At 60.2% G+C, this 20,395-nt stretch carries 15 protein-coding genes; 2 read left to right on the top strand and 13 right to left on the bottom strand.

The genetic code is table 11. The features are described 5' to 3' along the window. Window positions 1-27 precede the first annotated feature (27 nt). Window positions 28-1,710, bottom strand: a complete 1,683-nt coding sequence (gene ilvD / locus QMX98_RS05445) for a dihydroxy-acid dehydratase (RefSeq protein WP_282410395.1) — start codon at window positions 1,708-1,710, stop codon at window positions 28-30. 91 nt (window positions 1,711-1,801) lie between these two features. Next, the gene (locus QMX98_RS05450; protein WP_282410396.1) at window positions 1,802-2,701 is read right to left on the bottom strand and encodes a LysR family transcriptional regulator; all 900 of its coding nucleotides are present in this window, start codon (window positions 2,699-2,701) and stop codon (window positions 1,802-1,804) included. A 129-nt stretch (window positions 2,702-2,830) separates the two neighbouring features. On the opposite strand from QMX98_RS05450, the gene QMX98_RS05455 reads away from it, so the two are divergent. Continuing rightward, window positions 2,831-4,234, top strand: a complete 1,404-nt coding sequence (locus QMX98_RS05455) for an MFS transporter (protein WP_282410397.1) — start codon at window positions 2,831-2,833, stop codon at window positions 4,232-4,234. Window positions 4,235-4,739: 505 nt separating this feature from the next. Beyond that, a complete protein-coding gene (treS, locus tag QMX98_RS05460) occupies window positions 4,740-6,806 on the top strand; it encodes a maltose alpha-D-glucosyltransferase (RefSeq protein ID WP_083376456.1) in 2,067 nt (688 codons plus the stop codon). A 27-nt stretch (window positions 6,807-6,833) separates the two neighbouring features. On the opposite strand, the gene QMX98_RS05465 is transcribed toward treS, so the two are convergent. The 11 genes from QMX98_RS05465 to QMX98_RS05515 form a co-directional block, all read right to left on the bottom strand. Then, window positions 6,834-7,883 carry an acyltransferase gene (locus QMX98_RS05465; protein WP_172791216.1) on the bottom strand — a complete coding sequence of 350 codons (1,050 nt, stop codon included), beginning with the start codon at window positions 7,881-7,883 and terminating at the stop codon, window positions 6,834-6,836. Window positions 7,884-8,396: 513 nt separating this feature from the next. Continuing rightward, a complete protein-coding gene (locus QMX98_RS05470; RefSeq protein ID WP_282410398.1) occupies window positions 8,397-9,869 on the bottom strand; it encodes a family 16 glycosylhydrolase in 1,473 nt (490 codons plus the stop codon). 5 nt (window positions 9,870-9,874) lie between these two features. Continuing rightward, a complete protein-coding gene (gene galE, locus QMX98_RS05475; protein ID WP_077749473.1) occupies window positions 9,875-10,930 on the bottom strand; it encodes a UDP-glucose 4-epimerase GalE in 1,056 nt (351 codons plus the stop codon). A gap of 30 nt (window positions 10,931-10,960) precedes the next feature. Then, window positions 10,961-12,379, bottom strand: a complete 1,419-nt coding sequence (locus QMX98_RS05480; protein ID WP_077749472.1) for an oligosaccharide flippase family protein — start codon at window positions 12,377-12,379, stop codon at window positions 10,961-10,963. 15 nt (window positions 12,380-12,394) lie between these two features. Further along, window positions 12,395-13,348, bottom strand: coding sequence for a glycosyltransferase family A protein (locus QMX98_RS05485; RefSeq protein ID WP_282410399.1), 954 nt, complete (start codon window positions 13,346-13,348; stop codon window positions 12,395-12,397). A gap of 17 nt (window positions 13,349-13,365) precedes the next feature. Continuing rightward, window positions 13,366-14,679 carry an O-antigen ligase family protein gene (locus tag QMX98_RS05490; protein WP_221106310.1) on the bottom strand — a complete coding sequence of 438 codons (1,314 nt, stop codon included), beginning with the start codon at window positions 14,677-14,679 and terminating at the stop codon, window positions 13,366-13,368. Further along, window positions 14,676-15,788, bottom strand: a complete 1,113-nt coding sequence (locus QMX98_RS05495; protein WP_282410400.1) for a glycosyltransferase — start codon at window positions 15,786-15,788, stop codon at window positions 14,676-14,678. Before QMX98_RS05495 ends, QMX98_RS05490 begins: the two co-directional genes overlap by 4 nt. After that, complete coding sequence (locus tag QMX98_RS05500) at window positions 15,785-16,867, bottom strand: glycosyltransferase (protein WP_282410401.1); 1,083 nt, start codon at window positions 16,865-16,867, stop codon at window positions 15,785-15,787. Before QMX98_RS05500 ends, QMX98_RS05495 begins: the two co-directional genes overlap by 4 nt. A 2-nt stretch (window positions 16,868-16,869) precedes the next feature. Further along, window positions 16,870-17,574 (bottom strand): WecB/TagA/CpsF family glycosyltransferase, encoded by a 705-nt coding sequence (locus QMX98_RS05505; RefSeq protein ID WP_077749467.1) that lies wholly within the window; start codon window positions 17,572-17,574, stop codon window positions 16,870-16,872. Between the two features lie 13 nt (window positions 17,575-17,587). Continuing rightward, window positions 17,588-18,928 carry a UDP-glucose/GDP-mannose dehydrogenase family protein gene (locus QMX98_RS05510; RefSeq protein ID WP_077749466.1) on the bottom strand — a complete coding sequence of 447 codons (1,341 nt, stop codon included), beginning with the start codon at window positions 18,926-18,928 and terminating at the stop codon, window positions 17,588-17,590. A 47-nt stretch (window positions 18,929-18,975) separates the two neighbouring features. After that, window positions 18,976-20,367 (bottom strand): undecaprenyl-phosphate glucose phosphotransferase, encoded by a 1,392-nt coding sequence (locus QMX98_RS05515; RefSeq protein ID WP_077749465.1) that lies wholly within the window; start codon window positions 20,365-20,367, stop codon window positions 18,976-18,978. Between the last annotated feature and the right edge of the window lie 28 nt (window positions 20,368-20,395).

Here is a 20,395-nt window from a genome sequence, read left to right on the forward strand (position 1 = left end):
CAGATCAGACAGCGCAGAACCTATCCCTTAAAGATATTTATCCGTCACCGCACCCTCCGAAGCACTGGACACAGTCTTCGCATACTTGGCCAACACCCCGCGTTTGTATTTGGATTCCGGCCGCACCCAACGGGTCTTGCGCTCGGCCAATTCCGCGTCTGAAACATCCACCGTAATCTGCCGGGTCTCAGCATCGATGGTGATCCTGTCGCCATCTTCAATCAGCGCAATCGGCCCGCCGTCAAAGGCTTCCGGCGTGATATGCCCCACCACAAAACCATGGGAACCACCGGAGAAGCGGCCGTCGGTGATCAGCGCGACATCCTTGCCCAGCCCTTTGCCCATGACTGCCGACGTCGGCGAGAGCATTTCGCGCATGCCCGGCCCTCCCTTGGGTCCTTCGTAGCGAATGACGATGACGTCGCCGGCCTGGACTTCGCCATTGAGAATCCCGGTCAACGCGCCTTCTTCACCGTGATACACACGCGCCGTGCCTTCAAAGCGCAAACCTTCCTTGCCAGTGATCTTGGCCACCGCGCCCGTCGGCGAGAGGTTGCCGCGCAGCACCACCAGATGAGAGTCCTTTTTGACCGGCTGATCGAACGGCAGAATCACGTCCTGGCCTTCGGGGTAGTCGGGCACGTTTGCCAGGTTCTCGGCCAGGGTCTTGCCGGTCACCGTCAACACATCGCCGTGCAGCATGCCGGCCGCGAGCATGCGTTTCATCAGCGGCTGGATGCCGCCGATGGCCACCAGCTCGCTCATCATGTATTTGCCGCTGGGACGCAGGTCGGCCACGACCGGGGAGATCTTGCCCAGCTCGACAAAATCATCCAGCGTCAGTTCGACATCCACGGCATGCGCCATGGCTAAAAGGTGCAGCACGGCATTGGTCGAGCCGGCGAGGGCGATCACCACGCGGATGGCGTTCTCGAATGCCTTGCGGGTCATGATATCGCGCGGCTTGAGGTCCAGCTTGAGCAACTCCATGACCTGCTGGCCGGCGCGGAAACTGTCCGAGGCTTTATCGCTGCCGACGGCGTCCTGGGAGCTGGAACCGGGCAGGCTCATGCCCAAAGCCTCAATGGCCGAGGCCATGGTGTTGGCCGTGTACATGCCGCCGCAGGAGCCGGGGCCGGGGATCGCCACTTCCTCGATCTGCTTGACCTGAATCTCGTTGATGTCACCCCGGGCGTGCTGACCCACGGCCTCGAACACGGAAATGATGTCGGTGTGGCCAGCGCCCGGGCGGATGGTGCCACCATAGACGAAGATCGACGGGCGATTCAGCCGCGCCATACCGATCAGGCACCCCGGCATGTTCTTGTCGCAACCGCCCACGGTCACCAACCCGTCGAAGCCTTCGCAACCGGCCACCACCTCGATGGAATCGGCGATCACTTCCCGCGACACCAGCGAATACTTCATGCCTTCGGTGCCGTTGGCGATGCCGTCGGAAATGGTGATGGTGTTGAAAATGACGCCCTTGGCGCCCGCGGCATTCGCGCCTTTTTCGGCCTCGATGGCCAGCTTGTCGATGTGCATGTTGCACGGCGTGACCATCGCCCACGTCGAGGCGATGCCGATCTGCGGTTTCTTGAAGTCTTCATCCGTGAAGCCCACGGCCCGCAGCATGGAACGGCCGGGCGCGCGCTCCACGCCGTCGACCACTTGAGAGGAGTACTTACGCAAATTGTCTTTGTCGCTCATGACGTTCCCTTCTATCCAGATCGCTGGCCCGACCGGTGTGGCCCGAAGCAACGCATAGAGTCTAGACCCGGCGGCGACAAAAATCAGTTTGCTAATCCAGCGATCCCGCACACACCGCCCGAAGACATCCGCGCAACCACTGGTGCGCGGCATCGGCGTCCATTCGCGGGTGCCAGAGCATTGAAACGGTGATCACTGGCGTGGCGACCGGAAGGGGAAAACTGTGGAGGCCGGCGCGCAGCGTGTGGGTGTGGCGTTCGGGCACCGTCGCGATCAGGTCCGAGGCCCGGGCCAACGCCAGGGCTGCGGAAAAACCGCCGACGATGGTGACGATCTCACGGGTCAGTCCAAGCGTCTCCAACGCATCATCCATTGGCCCTTGGTCCCGTCCGCGCCGCGAGACCAGGACATGCCGGCCGGCCGCATACCGGGCGGGCGTGATCTTGCCCTTGCTCAGTGGATGCCCCGGCCGTACCACGCCGATGAAACGGTCCTGGTACAACGCGCGGGTACGCACTTCCGGGCTGGTGGTGTCCGCCACAACGCCGGTTTCCAGATCGACCGTGCCGTCCCGCAGCAGGGTGCTGTCCTGGTTCAGTTTCTGCAAAAAGTGCAGCCGTACCCCCGGTGCTTCTTCGCTGAGGCGAGCAATCAACTCCGGCCCGAAGTTTTCTACAAAGCCGTCGCTGGTGCGCAGGGTGAAGGTGCGTACCAAGTGCTTGAGGTCGAGCTGCTCGGCGGGGCGCAGTACCGCTTCGGCGTGCTGCACCAGTTGGCTGACGTGTTCGCGCAGTTCCAGTGCCCGGGGTGTCGGCACCAGGCCGCGACCGGCGCGGACCAGCAGGGGATCGCCGGTGGTTTCACGCAGTCGCGCCAGCGCCCGGCTCATGGCCGACGGGCTCAGCCGCAGTCGTTGGGCGGCACGCGCCACACTGCCTTCTGTAAGCAGCGCATCGAGGGTAATCAGCAGGTTCAGGTCGGGAGTCGTCATGCTTTAACGTTAGCACGGCCGGATGGTGACATGGCGTTGTATGCAGGTATCAAGTGCAAACGGTGCGTCTTCCGCCTTGTCAGGCGCCGGCATACGCTGAAGGTCTACAGTTCACAAGTGAGCCCTACCATGAAACTTATCGCATCCTCCGGTTCGGTCCGCTGGGCGTTGGCCAGTCTCTCGCTGTCGATGCTGATGCCTTCGCTCGACACCAGCATCGCCAATGCAGGATTGCCCACCTTGTCCCAGGCACTGGACGCTTCATTCCAGCAAGTGCAGTGGATCGTCTTGGCCTATCTGCTCGCGATAACCACCTTGATCGTCAGTGTTGGGCGTTTGGGCGACATCGTCGGGCGTCGCCGCTTGATGCTGGCCGGCATCGCCATTTTTACGTTGGCTTCGCTGGCGTGCGGCCTGGCGCCGTCGCTGGGGTGGCTGGTCGCCGCCCGGGCCGTGCAAGGTCTGGGCGCCGCGATCATGTTGGCGCTCACCGTGGCGTTGGTCGGTGAGACGGTGCCCAAGGCGCAGACCGGCAGCGCCATGGGATTGCTCGGCACGGTGTCGGCGATCGGCACCACGCTGGGGCCATCGCTCGGCGGCGTGTTGATTTCCGGCTTCGGCTGGCAGGCGATTTTCCTGGTCAACCTGCCGCTGGGTGTTTTGAACGCTGTGCTCGCCTATCGCTATTTGCCCGCCGATCGCCAAGCGCCGAAGGTTCAGCGCGGCGCATTCGATCTGCTCGGCACGCTGGTGCTGGCCCTGACGCTCGGTGCGTATGCGCTGGCCATGACATGGGGCGAAGGCGATTGGGGTTCGCTGAACCTTGCGTTATTGCTCATCGCTGTTGCCGGGGCAGGCGTTTTCCTGTTCGTCGAGGCGACAGTTGCATCGCCGCTGATCAAACTGGCGTTGTTGCGTGATCGGGGATTGAGCGCGAGCCTGGCCATGAGCATGCTCGTCTCGACGGTGATGATGGCGACGCTGGTGGTCGGGCCGTTTTATCTCTCGGGCGCACTCGGTTTGAATGCCGCGTTGGTCGGGCTCGCGTTGTCCGTCGGTCCGCTGGTGGCTGCATTGGCTGGCGTCCCTGCAGGTCGCCTGGTGGATCGTTTAGGCGCCCGGCGCATGACGGTGGCGGGGCTCGTCGCGATGGCGCTCGGCGCGTGCGTGTTGTCACTGATCCCGGCGCGTGTCGGCATCATCGGCTACCTCGCGCCGATTGCAGTGATGACTGCCAGTTATGCGCTGTTCCAGGCGGCCAACAACACGTTGATCATGACCGATGTGAGCCAGGATCAGCGCGGTGTCATTGCCGGACTGTTGAGCCTGTCACGCAATCTCGGCCTCATCACCGGCGCCTCGGTCATGGGCGCGGTGTTTGCGCTGGCGTCCTCGACGCCCGACATCACCCATGCAGCCCCGGAAGCGGTCGCCCACGGCATGGCGATCACCTTTGCGGTCGCGGCGGGGCTGATTGGCCTGGCGTTCGCCATTGCGTTGCCCGCGCTGAAAAGAGAACCCGTGGTGGCGTAACGCAGAAGAAAAAAACGCCCGCCAAAAAAACGGGTTGGCGGGCGTTTGGGAAGCGTTATTCAGGAACTGAAAAAGCCCCTTGTGGACGTCTTGCTGTTCACCTGAGCGTGGAGCTTTTGTGGTGAGGGGCTTTGTTGTCGAGCATTGAATGGGTGCTCGATCAGCGGCAGGCGTAGCAGAAGTCCGAGTTCGTGTCGGAACCGAAGTCAAAGCCACCGTCGGCAACACGGTTCTGCATCAAACGATCAGACCCGCCTTCCGCTACACGCGTACCGCAACAGAGGCGAAATTACGTCACTTATGCCTAGGTTGTTTCGAAGGGATATATAGGTGTTAAGGATTCACCCACAGGTATGACTTGCAACAGCAAGCGGATTCTGAATCGTCACCGCGTGATGCAACGAATGCCGACCCAGGGCCTCATATGAAAAGGACGGGTCCATCGGTGCAGGTACGCATGGGATGGCCACGCGCACTTTTTCCCCGACAACAGGTGATTGCTTTTATGACCGCGGCTGACAAAAACCATGTGACCTGGCTGGTTGAACAATCGATGCTGCATGCCGCCAGGCAGCGGGCCAAGCTCTATTCGGGGCAAGGTCGACTGTGGCAACAGCCTTACGCCCATACCCGGCCCCGTGATGCTTCCGCCTTGGCCTCGGTGTGGTTCACCGCCTACCCGGCGTCCATCGTCACCCGCGAAGACGGCAGCGTGCTGGAAGCCCTGGGCGATGAAACCTTATGGCATGCCCTCTCGAAAATCGGCATCCAGGGTATTCACAACGGGCCGCTGAAAATGTCGGGCGGCCTGACAGGCACCCAACGCACGCCGACCATTGACGGCAATTTTGACCGCGTCAGTTTCGAGATTGACCCGGAACTGGGCACCGAGGCGCAGCTCCAGGCGCTGGTGCGCATGGCTGCCGCGCACAATGCGGTGATCATCGATGACGTGATCCCTTCGCACACCGGCAAAGGCGCAGACTTCCGCCTGGCCGAGATGGCCTATGAAGACTATCCGGGCCTCTACCACATGGTCGAAATCCGCGAAGAGGACTGGCCGTTGCTGCCGGACATCGCCGATGGCCGGGATGCACAAAATCTCAGTCCGCTGCAGGTCGACGTGCTCCGGGACAAGCACTACATCGTCGGCCAGTTGCAACGGGTGATTTTCTTCGAACCCGGGGTGAAGGAGACCGACTGGAGCGCGACGCCAATCGTGATCGGCGTCGATGGCAAGCCGCGACGCTGGGTCTATCTGCATTACTTCAAGGAAGGGCAGCCGTCGTTGAACTGGCTGGACCCGACCTTCGCCGCGCAGCAGATGATCATCGGCGATGCGCTGCACGCCATTGACGTCATGGGCGCGAAAATCCTGCGCCTGGACGCCAACGGATTCCTCGGCGTGGAGCGCAAGCTCGACGGCACAGCCTGGTCTGAAAGCCACCCGTTATCGATCACCGGTAACCAGCTGCTGGCCGGGGCGATCCGCAAGGCCGGCGGTTTCAGTTTCCAGGAGCTCAACCTGACCGTCGATGACATCGCCAACATGTCCCATGGCGGCGCCGACCTTTCCTATGACTTCATCACCCGACCGGCCTACCAGCACGCGTTGCTGATGGGCGACACCGAGTTCCTGCGCTTGATGCTGCGGCAGATGCACACCCTCGGCATCGACCCGGGATCGCTGATCCATGCCTTGCAAAACCACGACGAACTGACCCTGGAGCTGGTGCATTTCTGGACGCTGCACGCCCATGACACCTACCTCTATCAGGGCCAGAGCTTCCCGGGCAACATCCTGCGTGAACACATTCGCGAGCAGATGTACGAACGTCTGGCGGGCGAGCACGCGCCCTACAACCTGAAATTTGTCACCAACGGCGTGTCTTGCACCACCGCCAGCATCATCACGGCAGCGCTGGGGATTCGTGATCTCGACGCAATCACCGAGGCGGACATCCAACAGATTCGCCAGGTGCATTTGCTGTTGGTGATGTACAACGCCATGCAACCGGGCGTGTTTGCGCTGTCCGGCTGGGACCTGGTCGGCGCGTTGCCGTTGCCGGCGGAACAGGTTGAGCATTTGATGGGTGACGGCGACACGCGCTGGATTCATCGTGGCGCCTACGACCTGGTGGACCTCAATCCGGACGCGCCGCTGTCCGCAGGGCAAATGCCACGGCCGAAAACTTTGTACGGCAGCCTGCCCAGCCAGTTGAAGGACTCCGATTCGTTCGTCTCGCAACTCAAGAGGATCCTCGCCGCGCGCCGCGCTTACGATATCGCCGCCAGTCGGCAGATCCTGATTCCCGATGTTCAGCATCCGGGGCTGTTGGTCATGGTCCACGAATTGCCGGCCGGTAAAGGCACGCAAATCACTGCGCTGAACTTCGGCTCGACGCCGATCACCGAAACCTTGCACCTGCCCAATATTGCGCCGGGCCCGGTGGTCGACATCATCAACGAGCGAGTCGAAGGTGATCTCACGCCTGAGGGTGATTTCACCATTACGCTGGATGCCTACGAAGGGTTGGCACTGCGCGTCGTGAGCACTTCGCCGATGATTTGAGGGCGTCGGTTGGCGCCCAGGTGGGCGCTAATCAGCTTCGACACGCTTGAAGGACAATGAAAGGATTTTCTTGATCTGCCTGGCCATGGGCGTTTCTATCTTTTTGTGGATGATGTAAGACGCACTGATCATCAAGGCGATGGTGCCCCACAGTAGTACGTGCGGGTTCATCGCCGGATAGGCAAGGTTAAAGATCATAAAGCCGATCATTTGATGGAGCAGGTAAAGGGGATAAGTGAGCGCGCCTAATGCCGTCCAGTTCAATGCACCGATGGCTGCCGTTTTATTCGTTGCGATCAAAAGAAAGGTCATGAAGAACAGGGTAACCATGCCGCATACGATCAGAAGATCGAATTCGGTTAAATATTTTGATTCGAGCAGTTGGGCCCAGGCAATGGCGGTGTAGTTGGCCAATGCCAATGACCCTGCCAACAGGAGCACCCGTGTCGTTGTGAATCCCTTGGCCCAGATAATGTAGAACGTCGAGCCCGCGATGAAATAGGCCGCGTAATCGGTAATTAATATCGAGCGCAGCTTTTCAAAAGCCAGGACTTCTGCGGTGGCGGAGACCAACAGCCACAGTACGAGGAAGGTCTCTATTTTTTCTATTTTCTTGAAGCCCAACAGAATGGAGATCATCAGGTAGAACTTTATTTCGACAAACAGCGACCAGTAGACCCCGTCAATCGGTGGCACACCCATCAAGTCGCCAAGGAATGTCATGTTAATCATGTATTGGTAAATATCAGCCGTGAATCTTGGCCGGCCGATGGCAAGCGTGATCAGGAAAGTCAGGGTGCAGCACACCCAGAAAGCAGGGCAGAGACGAACAACACGGGATATAAAAAATGCCCTGAGGTTATTGCCCGAAGCGGTCATCAGGATGACGAATCCGCTGATCATGAAAAACAGTTCGACGCCCAGATAACCGTATTTGGCAGGCTCGGCCAACAACGGGTAGGGCATTACTGACATGTCGCCTTTTGCATACCCCCGAAAAGCATAGTGAAAAAACACGACTGCGATTGCCGCGAGGAAGCGCAGCAAGTCCAGTTCTTTCAGCCGGCCTTTGATCATGTCTATGCGCTCCAGACGTGTTAGCGCTGAATGGAAACTGACCACGTTGCCGATTGAAATTTGACCCGGGCTGAACGCTATAGCAGCAGTAGCGCTTCGTGGAGTTCTATTGAAGGTGTCATGCCTTCTTCTTTGCGTCGGCTGTCGAGCCAACGTCTGGTTTTGTCTATATCGAAGATCTGGCCCTGATCCATCAAGTTCAAAAGGAGCTCATCGGACACCCGATAGCGCCCGCAGTCCGGGCAATCCCTTTCCTCCCACGGGCCCTGACACTGAATGCGTTCCGCCACGCCGACACAGATAAGGCAATTCATCGTGATCATCCATTTTTGTTATTTAACCGTCGCCGTGAGCCGGTTGAGACGCCCGGTACGGGAATCGTCGGTGGCACGGAGGAGGCTGGAACGCGGTCGACCCCTGCGGTCGAAAGAAAGTTCAGGGCGGTGGCGCTGTCAGGATAAACAGGTCGTATCTATCACCTGAGCCAACGTCAGCCAGGCGACGGTTGAATGGCTATCGACGCCGTTGCCACACCTTGACGTAGTCGACGCGGAAGGTAGAGGGCAGGTCAGCATCGTCGACCACGCCGAACCACTGCCACATGGCCTCACTGTCAAACACAACCTGCATCGGGAAGAAGAAATGGTTGTTTTTCGATTCCCTGACCAGCACGCCATCGACATACCAACGCAGGGTGTCGGGCTGCCAGTCGAAGCCGTAGACATGGAAGGTATCCGCCAGGCGCCAGGGACTGATCCAGACGCTGCCGTCGGCGATATGCTCGGTGCTATGCGGCGTGGCCCACAGGTGGGCGTTCATGTTGTACGAACGGTCTAACGCTGCGTTTTTCGTCTTACCGCCGATTTCGAAGATGTCGATCTCGGTGGCGTTGTCCGTCATGCCCGTCCACGCGAGCCAGAAGGCGCTGGAACCGGCCGAGTTCATGGGTTTGGCGCGTGCCTCGTAATACCCGTAGAACCCGCGCTCGTTGGTCCGGACCATCGCTGAGGTGTAGTCCTTGAAACCGAGTTGTACGTATTTCTGCGGCAGGGTTTCCTTGCGAAAAACAATGTTCAGGTTGCCATTGTGGACGCTGGCATTGGCCGGGGTGAAAAGTGCCGGTTTGCGTCCGAGCGACTCGTTCCCTATGGCGTTGTTGACGTGCCAGCGTTCGAGATCGAGGGTGGTGCCATTGAAGTCGTCGGACAGTTTCGTGTCGAGCACCCACTGGCCGGCATTGACCTGATCGGACAGCGGCAGGTTGGCGTTGGTCTGGGCCGGCAATCGGCCCAGCGGTCCGACACGGGTCCAGGTATCGGCCTGTTTGGGAATGGCAACTGACCATTTATCCGCCAGGTACTGAAATGCGCGCTGGCGTTCTGCGAGGGAGGCAAACGCACGGTCGTACACCAACACTTCCGCGATGTCGCCGCGAAAGTTGTCGGCATTGCCGACCACATTGCGCCCGACGGCATACGGACCAATCGGCACATCGTAAAGCTCCAGGACGGAGACGGTCGGCACATACGCGGTGGTCTGTTGCAGGCTGATGGCGAAGTTCGGCAACACGTTATCGTTGTGGGCGGTTTGTGGGCGTGAGCTGAACAACCGTTGCCAGGGATCGGCCTCGGCTTGCTCGGGCAATCGACGGGACACAATCAATACCGTCACAGGGCCTTTGGCGCTGCGAATGGTTTTACCCAGAAACGCCGACACGCCACTGAAGCGCACGACCGAATGACCATTCAGGGCGTTTGCCATCCGCTGTGGCTGCGAGGCGGCATCGTCCACAGTGGCGTGATGGGACTCGCCGGATTTGTCGCTCCAGTGCTGGACACGGTTCTGCGCATCCAGGGTCATTGAAGATGCATCGGCCGCATCCAGCCACAGCACGAGCCCGGTGGTGGGTAGACCGGGGGGCGCTTGTGCGGCGTTGCAAACCATCGACACCGACAGCAGCAGGGCCAGCACAGAGGCATTAAACATCGGCTTCACTTCACGGCACTCAGCACTGGCGTTTCGAATGAAGACTGATACCCCTGCGGATTACACGACTGCCACCGCCAGGTATCGATAATCATCTGTTGAAGATCGCGCTGCGCGGTCCAGCCCAGTTCCCGCCCGGCCTTGCTGGGATCGGCCCAGCATTTGGCGATGTCACCTTCGCGTCGCGGTGCGAAACGGTAGGGAATGGTGATGCCGGTGATGTCCTCGAAACTCTGGATGATCTGCAGCACGCTGTAGCCAATGCCAGTGCCCAGGTTCCAGAAATTGATGCCGCTGTGGTGGTGCAACACCTCAAGCGCCTTGAGGTGGCCGATGGCAAGGTCGACCACGTGGATGTAGTCGCGCACGCACGTCCCGTCCACGGTTGGGTAGTCGCACCCGTACACCGTGAGTTCGGGCATTCGTCCGATCGCCACCTGCGTCAGGCAGGGCAACAGATTGTTGGGTCGGCCTCTGGGATCTTCGCCGATCATCCCGCTTTCGTGCGCGCCAATCGGGTTGAAGTAGCGCAATAACCCGATGCTCCAGCGCGGATCGGAGTGGCACAGATCGGTGAGCAACTCCTCGATCATGAGCTTGGTGCGTCCATAGGGATTGACCGGCTTGCCGGTGCCGAAATCTTCGGCAATCGGCGTGCGTGTGGGCTCGCCGTACACCGTGGCCGATGAGCTGAACACCAGCTGGAACACGTTATTGCGCGCCATCGCCCGGCACAGGTTGAGCGTGCCGGCGACATTGTTGGCGTAGTAGTCCAGTGGTTTGCGCACGCTTTCTTCTACGGATTTGAGGCTGGCAAAGTGCACCACGGCATCAATGTCGTAGCGGCTGAAGATATCGTCGAGCAGGATGGGGTCGCGAATATCGCCATTGACGAAATCGACACGGGTGTGGGTCAGCAATTCAAGACGCCCGATGCACTCTCGACAGCTGTTACACAGGTTGTCGAGCACCAGCACATTGTGCCCGGCGTTGATGAGCGCCAACGCGGTATGGGAACCGATGTAGCCGGCCCCGCCAGTAATCAACGTAGTTTTGCGCATGGTGAGGTCTTCCTGTCTCAGGGATTGAATTCAGCGGGCGGTGAAAACCGATTTGAATTCTTGCGGCCAGCGCGGGTGCATGACGCTATACGCCACGGCATAGCTCAGCGCGCCAACCACGATGTTGCAGAACAGGTGCAGATAGCCGTGCAAACCCAGCTGCGGTGAAACAGACAGGACGGTTGCGGCCATGACGACCGAAGCAATCACGCTGCGGTAATTGGAGTCGAAGAACCGCTGCCAGCCGTAACCGATGGCCGCGATGAGCCCACGGATTTGCAGCGGCGTGATGATCAGCATCCGCGCCAGCAGAGCAAGGGCAGCGGCCATGCCGCCATACAGGTTGCCGAGGGTGTAGACCAGCGCCAGCGCGAGAACGGTGGTTGCCACTTCAGCCTTGATCGTGAGGTGGCTGCGGTTGACTGCCACCAGTGCCGTCGTGGCGTACATGGCGGTGTTGCCAATGGCCGCCGTGCAGGCCAGCACTTGCAGCAGGGGAATGGCGTCGGTCCACTTGGCGCCGAATATCAACGGGATGAGGTCGTTTGCCGTGAGCGCGATGCCAATGAACAGGGGCGTCAACAGAAAGCCGCTGACGGCGGTTGAATCGCCAATGATTCCCAGGAGCCGCGACGGCTCCGCGCTACGCCGGGCGAATGCCGGCAGCGCATAGCTCAACAGACCGTTGTAAATCGCAGTGCGCGGCAGCTCGATGATGCGCATGGCCATGTTGAACATTCCGACCGCGTTGACGCCGGCCGTCATCCCGAGCACCACGTTGACCCCGCGCTGAAGTGTTTGTGAACTCAGTGCGTTGATGGCAACCGGTGCGCCGGACTTCAACAGTTCGCGCAAGACCGGACCATCGATATGGAAGGCAATGCGGCGCCGGTCTCCGAGCATCAACACGATGATGGATACCAGTTCCATGATCACCGCTTGGGCAATTACCGCCCATGCCCCCAGCCCCCAGAGTGCGACAGCAATGCCGGCAACACCGCCAAACACCTTGCCCAGTAACGTGCGTGACGCCAGCATCTTGAAGTTGCCGTTGCGGCGCATCTGCGCCACGTAGACGCGCGCCATCATGGTGAACAGGATTTTCACCGAGGCCACCGCCGTCATCCATTGCAGCACCGGGTCGGGCGTGTACAGCATCACTGCGCCCGAGATGACGACGATGGATACCAGGCTGACGAGCACCGCCGCCCAGAAGGCCGTGGTGATGTGTTTGTCCTCCAGCCGTTCGAGTCGTACCAGCGGGTCTTCCAGAACCGATGAGTACACCAGGCCAATCAACTCGACGATGGCAATGATGACCGTGCCCACACCCAGTTCTGCCGGCGACAGCAGCCTGGCATACACGACAAACGTAATCATGGACAGGAAGATCAGGCCGAATTTCTCGGTGAAGATCCACCCTAGGGTAATGAGGCGATGATTGGCCATGGGTGTGGGACCGGTTCAATGAGCGGTGGTTGACGCCGTTGCCTTGCGCAAGGTTCTGGCGCGGGCATAGAGGTAGCGCAAGGTCGGTTTGCCGTTGGCGAAGATCAGTGCTTGCCAGGAGCACTCAAGCATTCGCCGGTACACGTCGAGCACCTCGGCATGCTCGTCGCGTCGGGAAAAGGCATTGAGAAAATCTGTGTGGTTGCCCAGCACGAAATCGATCCGTTGCTGCTTGCTGAGCAGCGCGCCATAGCGGGCCAGGTACACCTCGATGAACCGGATCTTGTTCTGGTAGTACTTCTTCGGCTGCGCGGTCATGTTGCCGCCGTTGACCGTGCGCTCCAGCAGCACCTGCGGCACCGTGTGGATCTCCCAGTGTTCGGCGATCCGGGTCCACATGTAGCGGTCTTCGGAGTAACGCAGGCTGGCATCGAAGCCGCCGAGTTGCATGATCACCTCGCGCTTGACCAGCGCGGTGGAGACGCCATTGACGACGTTGGCGTGGATGAAATCGTAGAAATGCCGGCCGTTCTTGCGCCGGTTGTCCAGTTGCCGCCGGCCGTCGCTGTAATTGACCTGCGTGTAGCAGTCGATCAGCCCCACCGACCGTCCCTGACGAGTGAGTTCGTCATACAGGGCCAGTTGCAGCTCCAGCTTTTGTGGACGAAATTGGTCATCGGCATCGAGCATCGCCACAAACGTCTCTTCCGAGTGCCGCAATCCGTGGTTGCGGGCGCTGGCCTGGCCTTCGTTGGCTTGCTGCAACAGCGTCAGGCGAAACGGCGCCACGAAGTCTTTGACCCGTTGGGGGCCGTCATCGGTGGAGCCATCGTCGACGACGATCACGTGATCGGGCAGCCGGGTTTGCTCGACCAGGGACGTCAGCGTTTGCTCGATGCTGCCGGCGCCGTTGTACATCGGGATTACGACGCACACTGAATGCGCTTGAGGGGAGGTTTGGTCTGACACGGGTGTTTCTCCTTTGATTACGCCTGGGCTGAATCGCGCGGGAATCCCCCGCCAGACGGACGCTGGCGCAGGGGTGTCGGTGATAATTCGGGGTAGGTCGCGTGGTGACGCCGAAAGGACAGGGCCAGGGTGCAGAACACCAGGAACTCGGCGGAGCGGTAGTTGGGAATCACGTACGCCACATAATTGGTGACGACGAACAAGCCGATGATCACCAGGGCACTGGCGCGAAACTGCGCCGCCTGGTTCGCCGTCACGGCGCGGTATTGTTTGAACAGCGCTTCGCCCAGCAGCAACGCCAGTGCAGTCAACTGGATGACGCCGCCATTGAGCAGGGTCTCCATGTAGCCGCTATGGGCGTTGCCGATGTAGCCCCAGCGAAGGATGAACGCATTGGCGTCGGGACTGGCCCAGAAGGCGCCAAAGCCGTAACCTTTGAGCCATTGTTGGTCGACAAAGGGCGCGAGCAACTCCCAGATCAACGTGCGGTCCGTGAGTGACGGATCGCGGCCGGCGATCTCCAGCAGCCACGCAAGGTGGTTGTACAGCAGTAGGCAAACCAGCAGGAACGCCAGCGTGCAACCGAAGAACAGCCACTGCGAGCGGTTGATACGCAGGCGGATCAGGGTGAGGAAATACCAGTAGCTCAACGTGCCGGAAAGAATCAATGCCACGCCGGTCGCCGACTGGGCAAGCAAGATGGCAATCAGCGAAAAAAACGAGCAGAAGAGGGCCCAGCGGTTGCGTTGGCGGATCATCGGCAGCAACAGCAGGATGGCAATCGCGTTGAGCCGGGCGCCGGCGTTCTTTTCGGCAAAAATACCCTTGAATGCGCCGTCGCGAATACCACCGGACAAGAACGCGACGCCCGGCATGACCACGGCGAGTATCAATCCGATCAACGCCGCCACGCCGATGGCACAGCCGAGCATGAAGGTGATTTTTTCAAGGGGGTAGTTGTAGGCTATGAAACCGGCAAAAAACACCACGCTGAGCATCGCGATGAACCGCTTGAGGCTCAGCATCGGGTCGTGGGACCAGCCGATCGATGCGATGACGCAGAGCATGAACACCAGCAGAAAGAAGTTGCTGCGGTAAAAGGTTTTGCTGAGGAACACCTTGTTGCGGATGAAGAAGAACAAGGGCACCAACAGTGTGATCAGGCCGCAGATCTGGTTGGCGACGTTGCCTTCGAGGTCTTTATCGATGTCGCCGAAGCTGGAGGCGCCCCCCAGACTGAGGGCAAACGTGATCACCTGGATGTAGAACAGCACGCCAAACAAGGTGAAGCCATCGCGCAACGTCGAATACCTGATCTGCAGTGTGCTCATGATGACGGACTCCCGAGCAACGCGGCGAGGTAGGTCTGCACCGCGCTGGCATTCATGAACCGGGTGGCCGCATCCAGGCGGGAATGACGTTGCAGGTCCCGCGGTGTGGAGAGTTGCTGGGCAACCGCCTGCGACAGCGCGATCGGGTCGTCGACGGGGACGAGCGGTGCGACGAGGCCGCCGATGAGGATGTCCTGAGGACCATGGGGGCATCGCGTCGCCACCACCGGTGTACCCGTGGACAAGGCCTCTACCAGCGCATTGGGACTGCCCTCGAAGCGTGACGACAACACAAAACAATCCGCCGCGGCCACTTCTGCCAGAGGCTCACAGGTGTAACCCGGCAGGTCGAAGCGATCCGCCACGCCCAGCGTCCGGGCCTGGTCAAGCAACTGCGCCCTGAGCGGGCCTTCGCCAAAAATGATCAAGCGGGCGTCGGAATCCGGCAACGCGGCGAACGCTGTAATCAAGGTGTCGAAGCCTTTTTGCGGCACCAGGCGACCCACGGCGACAATCACCGAGCCGGTTTTTTCCAGCAGCCAGCGGTGGCTTGGCGGCCCAGGCGACTTGTCGCGGAAGTCGTTATCGAGCACCGGGTTGTCGGCAATGGTCACGTCCTGGCGACGCGCAAGGGTGGTATCGACCAGGTCCTGGGCGACACCGCGCGAGACGCAGATCACCGGGTTGGGAATGAGCCGATACAGCAGTGGCGCCACCAGATACGCGACCCGCACCATGAAGTCGGGGTTGACGTGTTTGTCATGGGAAAACGCATTGCGTTCGCTGACGTGCAGGCGTGCCAGCGTTCCGGACAACACGGCTGCGGCGATCGCCACCACGTTGACGTGCGTGAGGGCCGCCAGTTGCGCGTCAAAGCGATTGGCGCGCAGAAATCGCGCGAGTGCCGGTACCGCACGTGCGGTGCGTTGGCTTTGCAGTTCAACTTTCTTGACACGCGGGTCGAGGTTCGCCGCATGGAGCCCGCCGCCGGTGAGCAACAGCAAGGTCACGTCATTACCAGCGTCCACCAGGGCACCGGCGAGGCGCGCCATCATTTTTTCAGCCCCGCCTGCGCCGAGGTCATGCAGGATAATCAGTAGCTTTTTCATTGGCTCCATACCTGGTAGTACGCTTGCGCGGCGTGCTGGCTGGTGTACGGATGGATGGCGTCACTGAGCATTTTTGCGCTAGGTGCAACGCCGCTTTGTGCGGTCAGGCTTTGAAGCATTCCCCGCGCCAGCGCCGGTACGTCGTTGACGGCGACCAGTTGACCCAGTCGACCGTTGTCCAGCAGTTCCCTCGGGCCGGTCTCGCAGTCGCATGCCAGCACGGGCGTGCCCAGCGCCAGCGCCTCGATCAGGACGGTCGGCATGCCTTCCTGCACGGAGCTCAGAATGAACAGCCGTGCGTGCCTCAGTAGCGGATAGGGGTTGCTCAGGAATCCGGTGAAATGCACCCGGTGCGTGATGCCCAGTCGGGCTGCCTGAGTGGTCAGTGCGTCGAGCAACGGACCGTCACCGACAATCACCAGATCCGGCAGTGTCTCGCTGCGCAACGCCAGGGCGTAGGCATCCAGCAACAGATGAAACCCTTTAGGTTCCACCAGGCGGCCCAGGCTCAACCAATAGTCGCGGGGCAAATCAGCGGACAACGGCGCTTGTGCGGCTTGAAGCAGTTGTTCGGTGACGACAGCGTTGGGGCAATAGCGGATCCGTTGCCGACCCCAGGGCATCACGTCGATGAGGGACTGGCGCAAGGCGGTGGAGACCGTGACCACTTTGCCGCTACCGCAGAGGTACAACGTATAGAGCAGGCGCAGGCTTGAAGGGCCGGTTTTCTGTTCAGTGCAATCCAGTGCCGCGTGGCGGCTGTAAATGACTTTGCAAGGACTGCCCAAGGTGGCGAACCAGGCGCAGAGGTTGGCTTGCTCCTTGGCGGAAATCACGTGGGTGACGCCCTCACGGCGAATGAGCCGGCGCAACTGCACAATGGACTTGAGCAGGCCGACGATGCCGCCACCGCTGGCGCTGCCGAGCGTTTGAACACCTTCCGTGTCCGGCGTGTCGCCGTTCATGACGAAAAAACTCACGCGCTGGCCATCCTTGAGAAACTGCTCGGACAGCCGTTGCTGGACGCGCTCGACGCCGCCGCCCACCTTGAAATCCTTGAGAATAAACAGGATGTGCATGGTCATTCCTCAACGCTGATGGCGACTTTTCGTGACGCGATGAGCGCCAACAGGTGCACAAAGTTGTTCGGGTAGTCGATGAGGTAGCGCTTGATCGTATGGGGCTCGCGATACATGCGATAAAACGCGCGCATATGCAGGCGATTGATCAGCGCCGGGTAATAGTTGCGCGTGGCCAGGGCTTCCTGACGAATGAACCCGCCACAGGTGAAGGCGACCCCGCGAAACCCCGCGCGCAACGCGTCCTGCTCGAACTGCTCTTGCAGTCCGGCACCTAGGCCCACGATCAGGATGTGCGCTTCGCTGCGGCAGATGTCGGCCTGAATGCCCTCGGCCTGGGACGCATTGAAGTAACCGTTGTGGTAACCGGCGAGGGTCAGCCGTGGATAAAGGGCCTTGATCTTGCTGACGAACAGTTCCAGTTCCGCTTGCCGGGCCCCGACGAAATACACGCGCTTGCCCTGTTGCTCGGCGCTGCGCAGCACAAGGTCGGCGATGGACGTGAAGTCAAAGCTGACCCGTCCGATCCTCCTGCCGGTCACACGCGACATGAAAGTCGACATCAGCATGCCGTCGCAAAAATAGGTGACGGTGTTCGGGGGCTGCTCGAAAACACTGCCAATGGACGCAAAGTTGATGAAGGAATAGGCCTGGTTGGCCTCCAGTAACTTCGTTGAGTATTGCCCGACTAGTTCCAGCCTGATCATGGCGCCGCTCCTTTCAGATGACTGAGCGGGTCTGTCGGCCCACGGAGACGTAGGTAAAACCCCGTTTGCTCAACCGCTGCGGATCGAACAGATTGCGTCCGTCAAAAATCAACGGGTGCTTGAGCTGCCGGCCAAGCAAGTCGAAGTCCGGGGCTCGAAACGATTGCCACTCGGTGACGATGATCAAGGCGTCGGCATTTTTCAGGGCCGCCTCCTTGGTGCCGGCCAGGGTCAGGTCGTCGCGCGAACCGTAAATGCGCTGGGCCTCCTCCATGGCTTTGGGGTCGAACGCCTGGACGCTGGCGCCGGCGTGCCACAAGGCTTCCATCAGTACCCGGCTGGGGGCCTCGCGCATGTCGTCGGTGTTGGGTTTGAAACTCAACCCCCACAGGGCAAAGGTCTTGCCGCGAAGGGCGCCGTCGAAGTGATTGAAAATCTTCGTGTACAGGCTGGCCTTCTGTTCGTGGTTGCGCGACTCGACGGCCTTGAGTACCCGAGCATCGATGTCGACGCTGGCGGCGGCCTGTATCAGCGCCTTCACGTCCTTGGGAAAGCACGACCCGCCGTAGCCCACACCCGGATAGATGAATTGATAACCGATGCGCGGATCAGAGCCGATGCCGTGTCTGACCATCTCGATATCGGCACCCAGTTTTTCGGCGAGGCAGGCCATTTCGTTCATGAAACTGATCTTTGTTGCCAACATGCTGTTGGCGGCGTACTTGGTCAGTTCGGCGCTACGCAGGTCCATGACGATGATCTTTTCGCGGTTGCGATTGAACGGTTCATACAGTTCGCGCATGACCTCCTCGGCGTGTTGGCTGTCGGTGCCGATGATGATCCGGTCCGGGCGCATGCAATCCTCGACCGCGCAGCCTTCCTTGAGAAACTCGGGGTTGGAGACCACGTCGAAGGTCAGATTGCAGCGACCGGTGTCGGCCAGCACCTGCTCGATGTGCGCGCGAACCCGGTCACCGGTCCCGACGGGGACGGTGGATTTATCGACGATGATGTGATGCCGGTCCATGTTCAGCGCGATGGTTTGCGCAACGCTCAATACATGTTTGAGGTCTGCCGACCCGTCTTCATCCGGCGGTGTCCCCACGGCAATCAACAGCACATCACCATGGTGGACAGCGCTGGCGAGATCAGTGCCGAACTGCAGCCGGCCACTTTGGTAATTGCTGTGGACCAGGCTTTTCAGCCCCGGCTCGTAGAGCGGCAGCGTGCCGTCCTTCAGCGCCTGTACCTTGTCGGCGTCGACATCCACACAGAGGACGTTATGGCCCACTTCCGCCAGCGCGGCGCCTTGGACAAGGCCCACGTAACCAATACCAAATACGCTCACATTCATGATCAAACCTCAGGTCGGCGTGACAGTGATCAACGAGGGGGCAGGGGTCAGTAGATGTTTTTCGAGAACAGCGTGAAGGGGGTCTTGATGAGGATCTTGATGTCCAGCCACAGCGACCATTGGTTGATGTAGTTGAGGTCCTGGGCGACGCGCAGCTGCATCTTTTCCACCGTCTCGGTTTCGCCTCGATGCCCGGTGATCTGGGCCAATCCGGTAATCCCCGGTTTGAGGCGGTGACGGGCCATGTAGGCGCGCACTTTGCCGGTGTAGTAAATGTTGTGGGTGACCGCATGCGGGCGAGGACCGACCAGGGCCATTTGCCCGAACAACACGTTGAACAGCTGCGGTAACTCGTCAATGGAACTGCGGCGCAGAAAGCGTCCGATCAGCGTGACGCGTTCATCGTCACGGGTGGCCTGGTGCACTTCGCTATCGTCGTGGAGGCGCATCGAACGAAATTTCCAGACCTTGATCACTTCGCCGTTGCAGCCATGGCGATTTTGCTTGAACAGCACGGGACCGGCGGAAGTCAGCTTGACGGCGATCGCCACCGTCAAGAGCATCGGACTGAGGACAATAATGGCCACGGCGGCCAGGCTGCGTTCGAACAGGTCTTTGCAAAACAGGCTGGCCGGATGGGAGCTGATCAGGCTTTCGTTGAGGTAAATGGCGGGCATGCGCTCGATTTCCGAGATCGAATGGTTGAGCAATACCATGCTGCCGAAATCCGGGATCCAGACCACGTCGACATTCATGTCCAGCAGGTCGATGTACAGCGCTTCGATGGTGGCGGCATGCGTCATCGGCAGGACAATGTAAACGCGGCGCACATCCAGGCGCGTGATGATTTCGCGGATCGAATCGACGTGGCCGAGCAGCGGCAGGATGCTGGGGGCCGGGCCGCTGTTGTCGGCTGCGGCGATGAAACCCATGACCAGCGCACGGTTTGGTCTGGAGAGTTTTTTCGCCAGTTCATGGGCGGTCGGGCAGGTGCCGATGATCACCGCACGACGCTCGTTGCAGACCATCCGCGAGTGCAACCGGGCGAAGTAATGCAGGGGCAGAAACATCGCAGCCTGGGCGACGAATCCCAGCACCGCCCAGACCATGATGACCTGGCGCGAGTAAATCGCGCTGGTCTGGGTGATGAAGGCAATGGCCGCCAGCACGGCCAGCAGGATCAGCCAGCCGGCCAGCAACCGGCCGAGCCCGACCACCAGGCCGTGACGCTTGTGGTAAACCTGCATCACGCTGTAGATCGGCACCGAGCCGAGCACCGTCAGAACTATCAGGATGCGGTATTCGCTGGTGAGGCTGCCAACGCGCCAATACACGAGCAGCATCAGCAGCGAAGTCGCCAGCGTCAGTGCACACAACCACTGCCCCCAGAACGTCAGGCCTCGGCGGTGTGTCATGTGAGCGGTATAGAGAGGAGTCATGGGCTTAACCTCAAGGCAGAATTAATGC

The organism is Pseudomonas sp. PS02303, from assembly GCF_029959925.1.
In the GTDB taxonomy this organism is placed as follows: domain Bacteria; phylum Pseudomonadota; class Gammaproteobacteria; order Pseudomonadales; family Pseudomonadaceae; genus Aquipseudomonas; species Aquipseudomonas mandelii.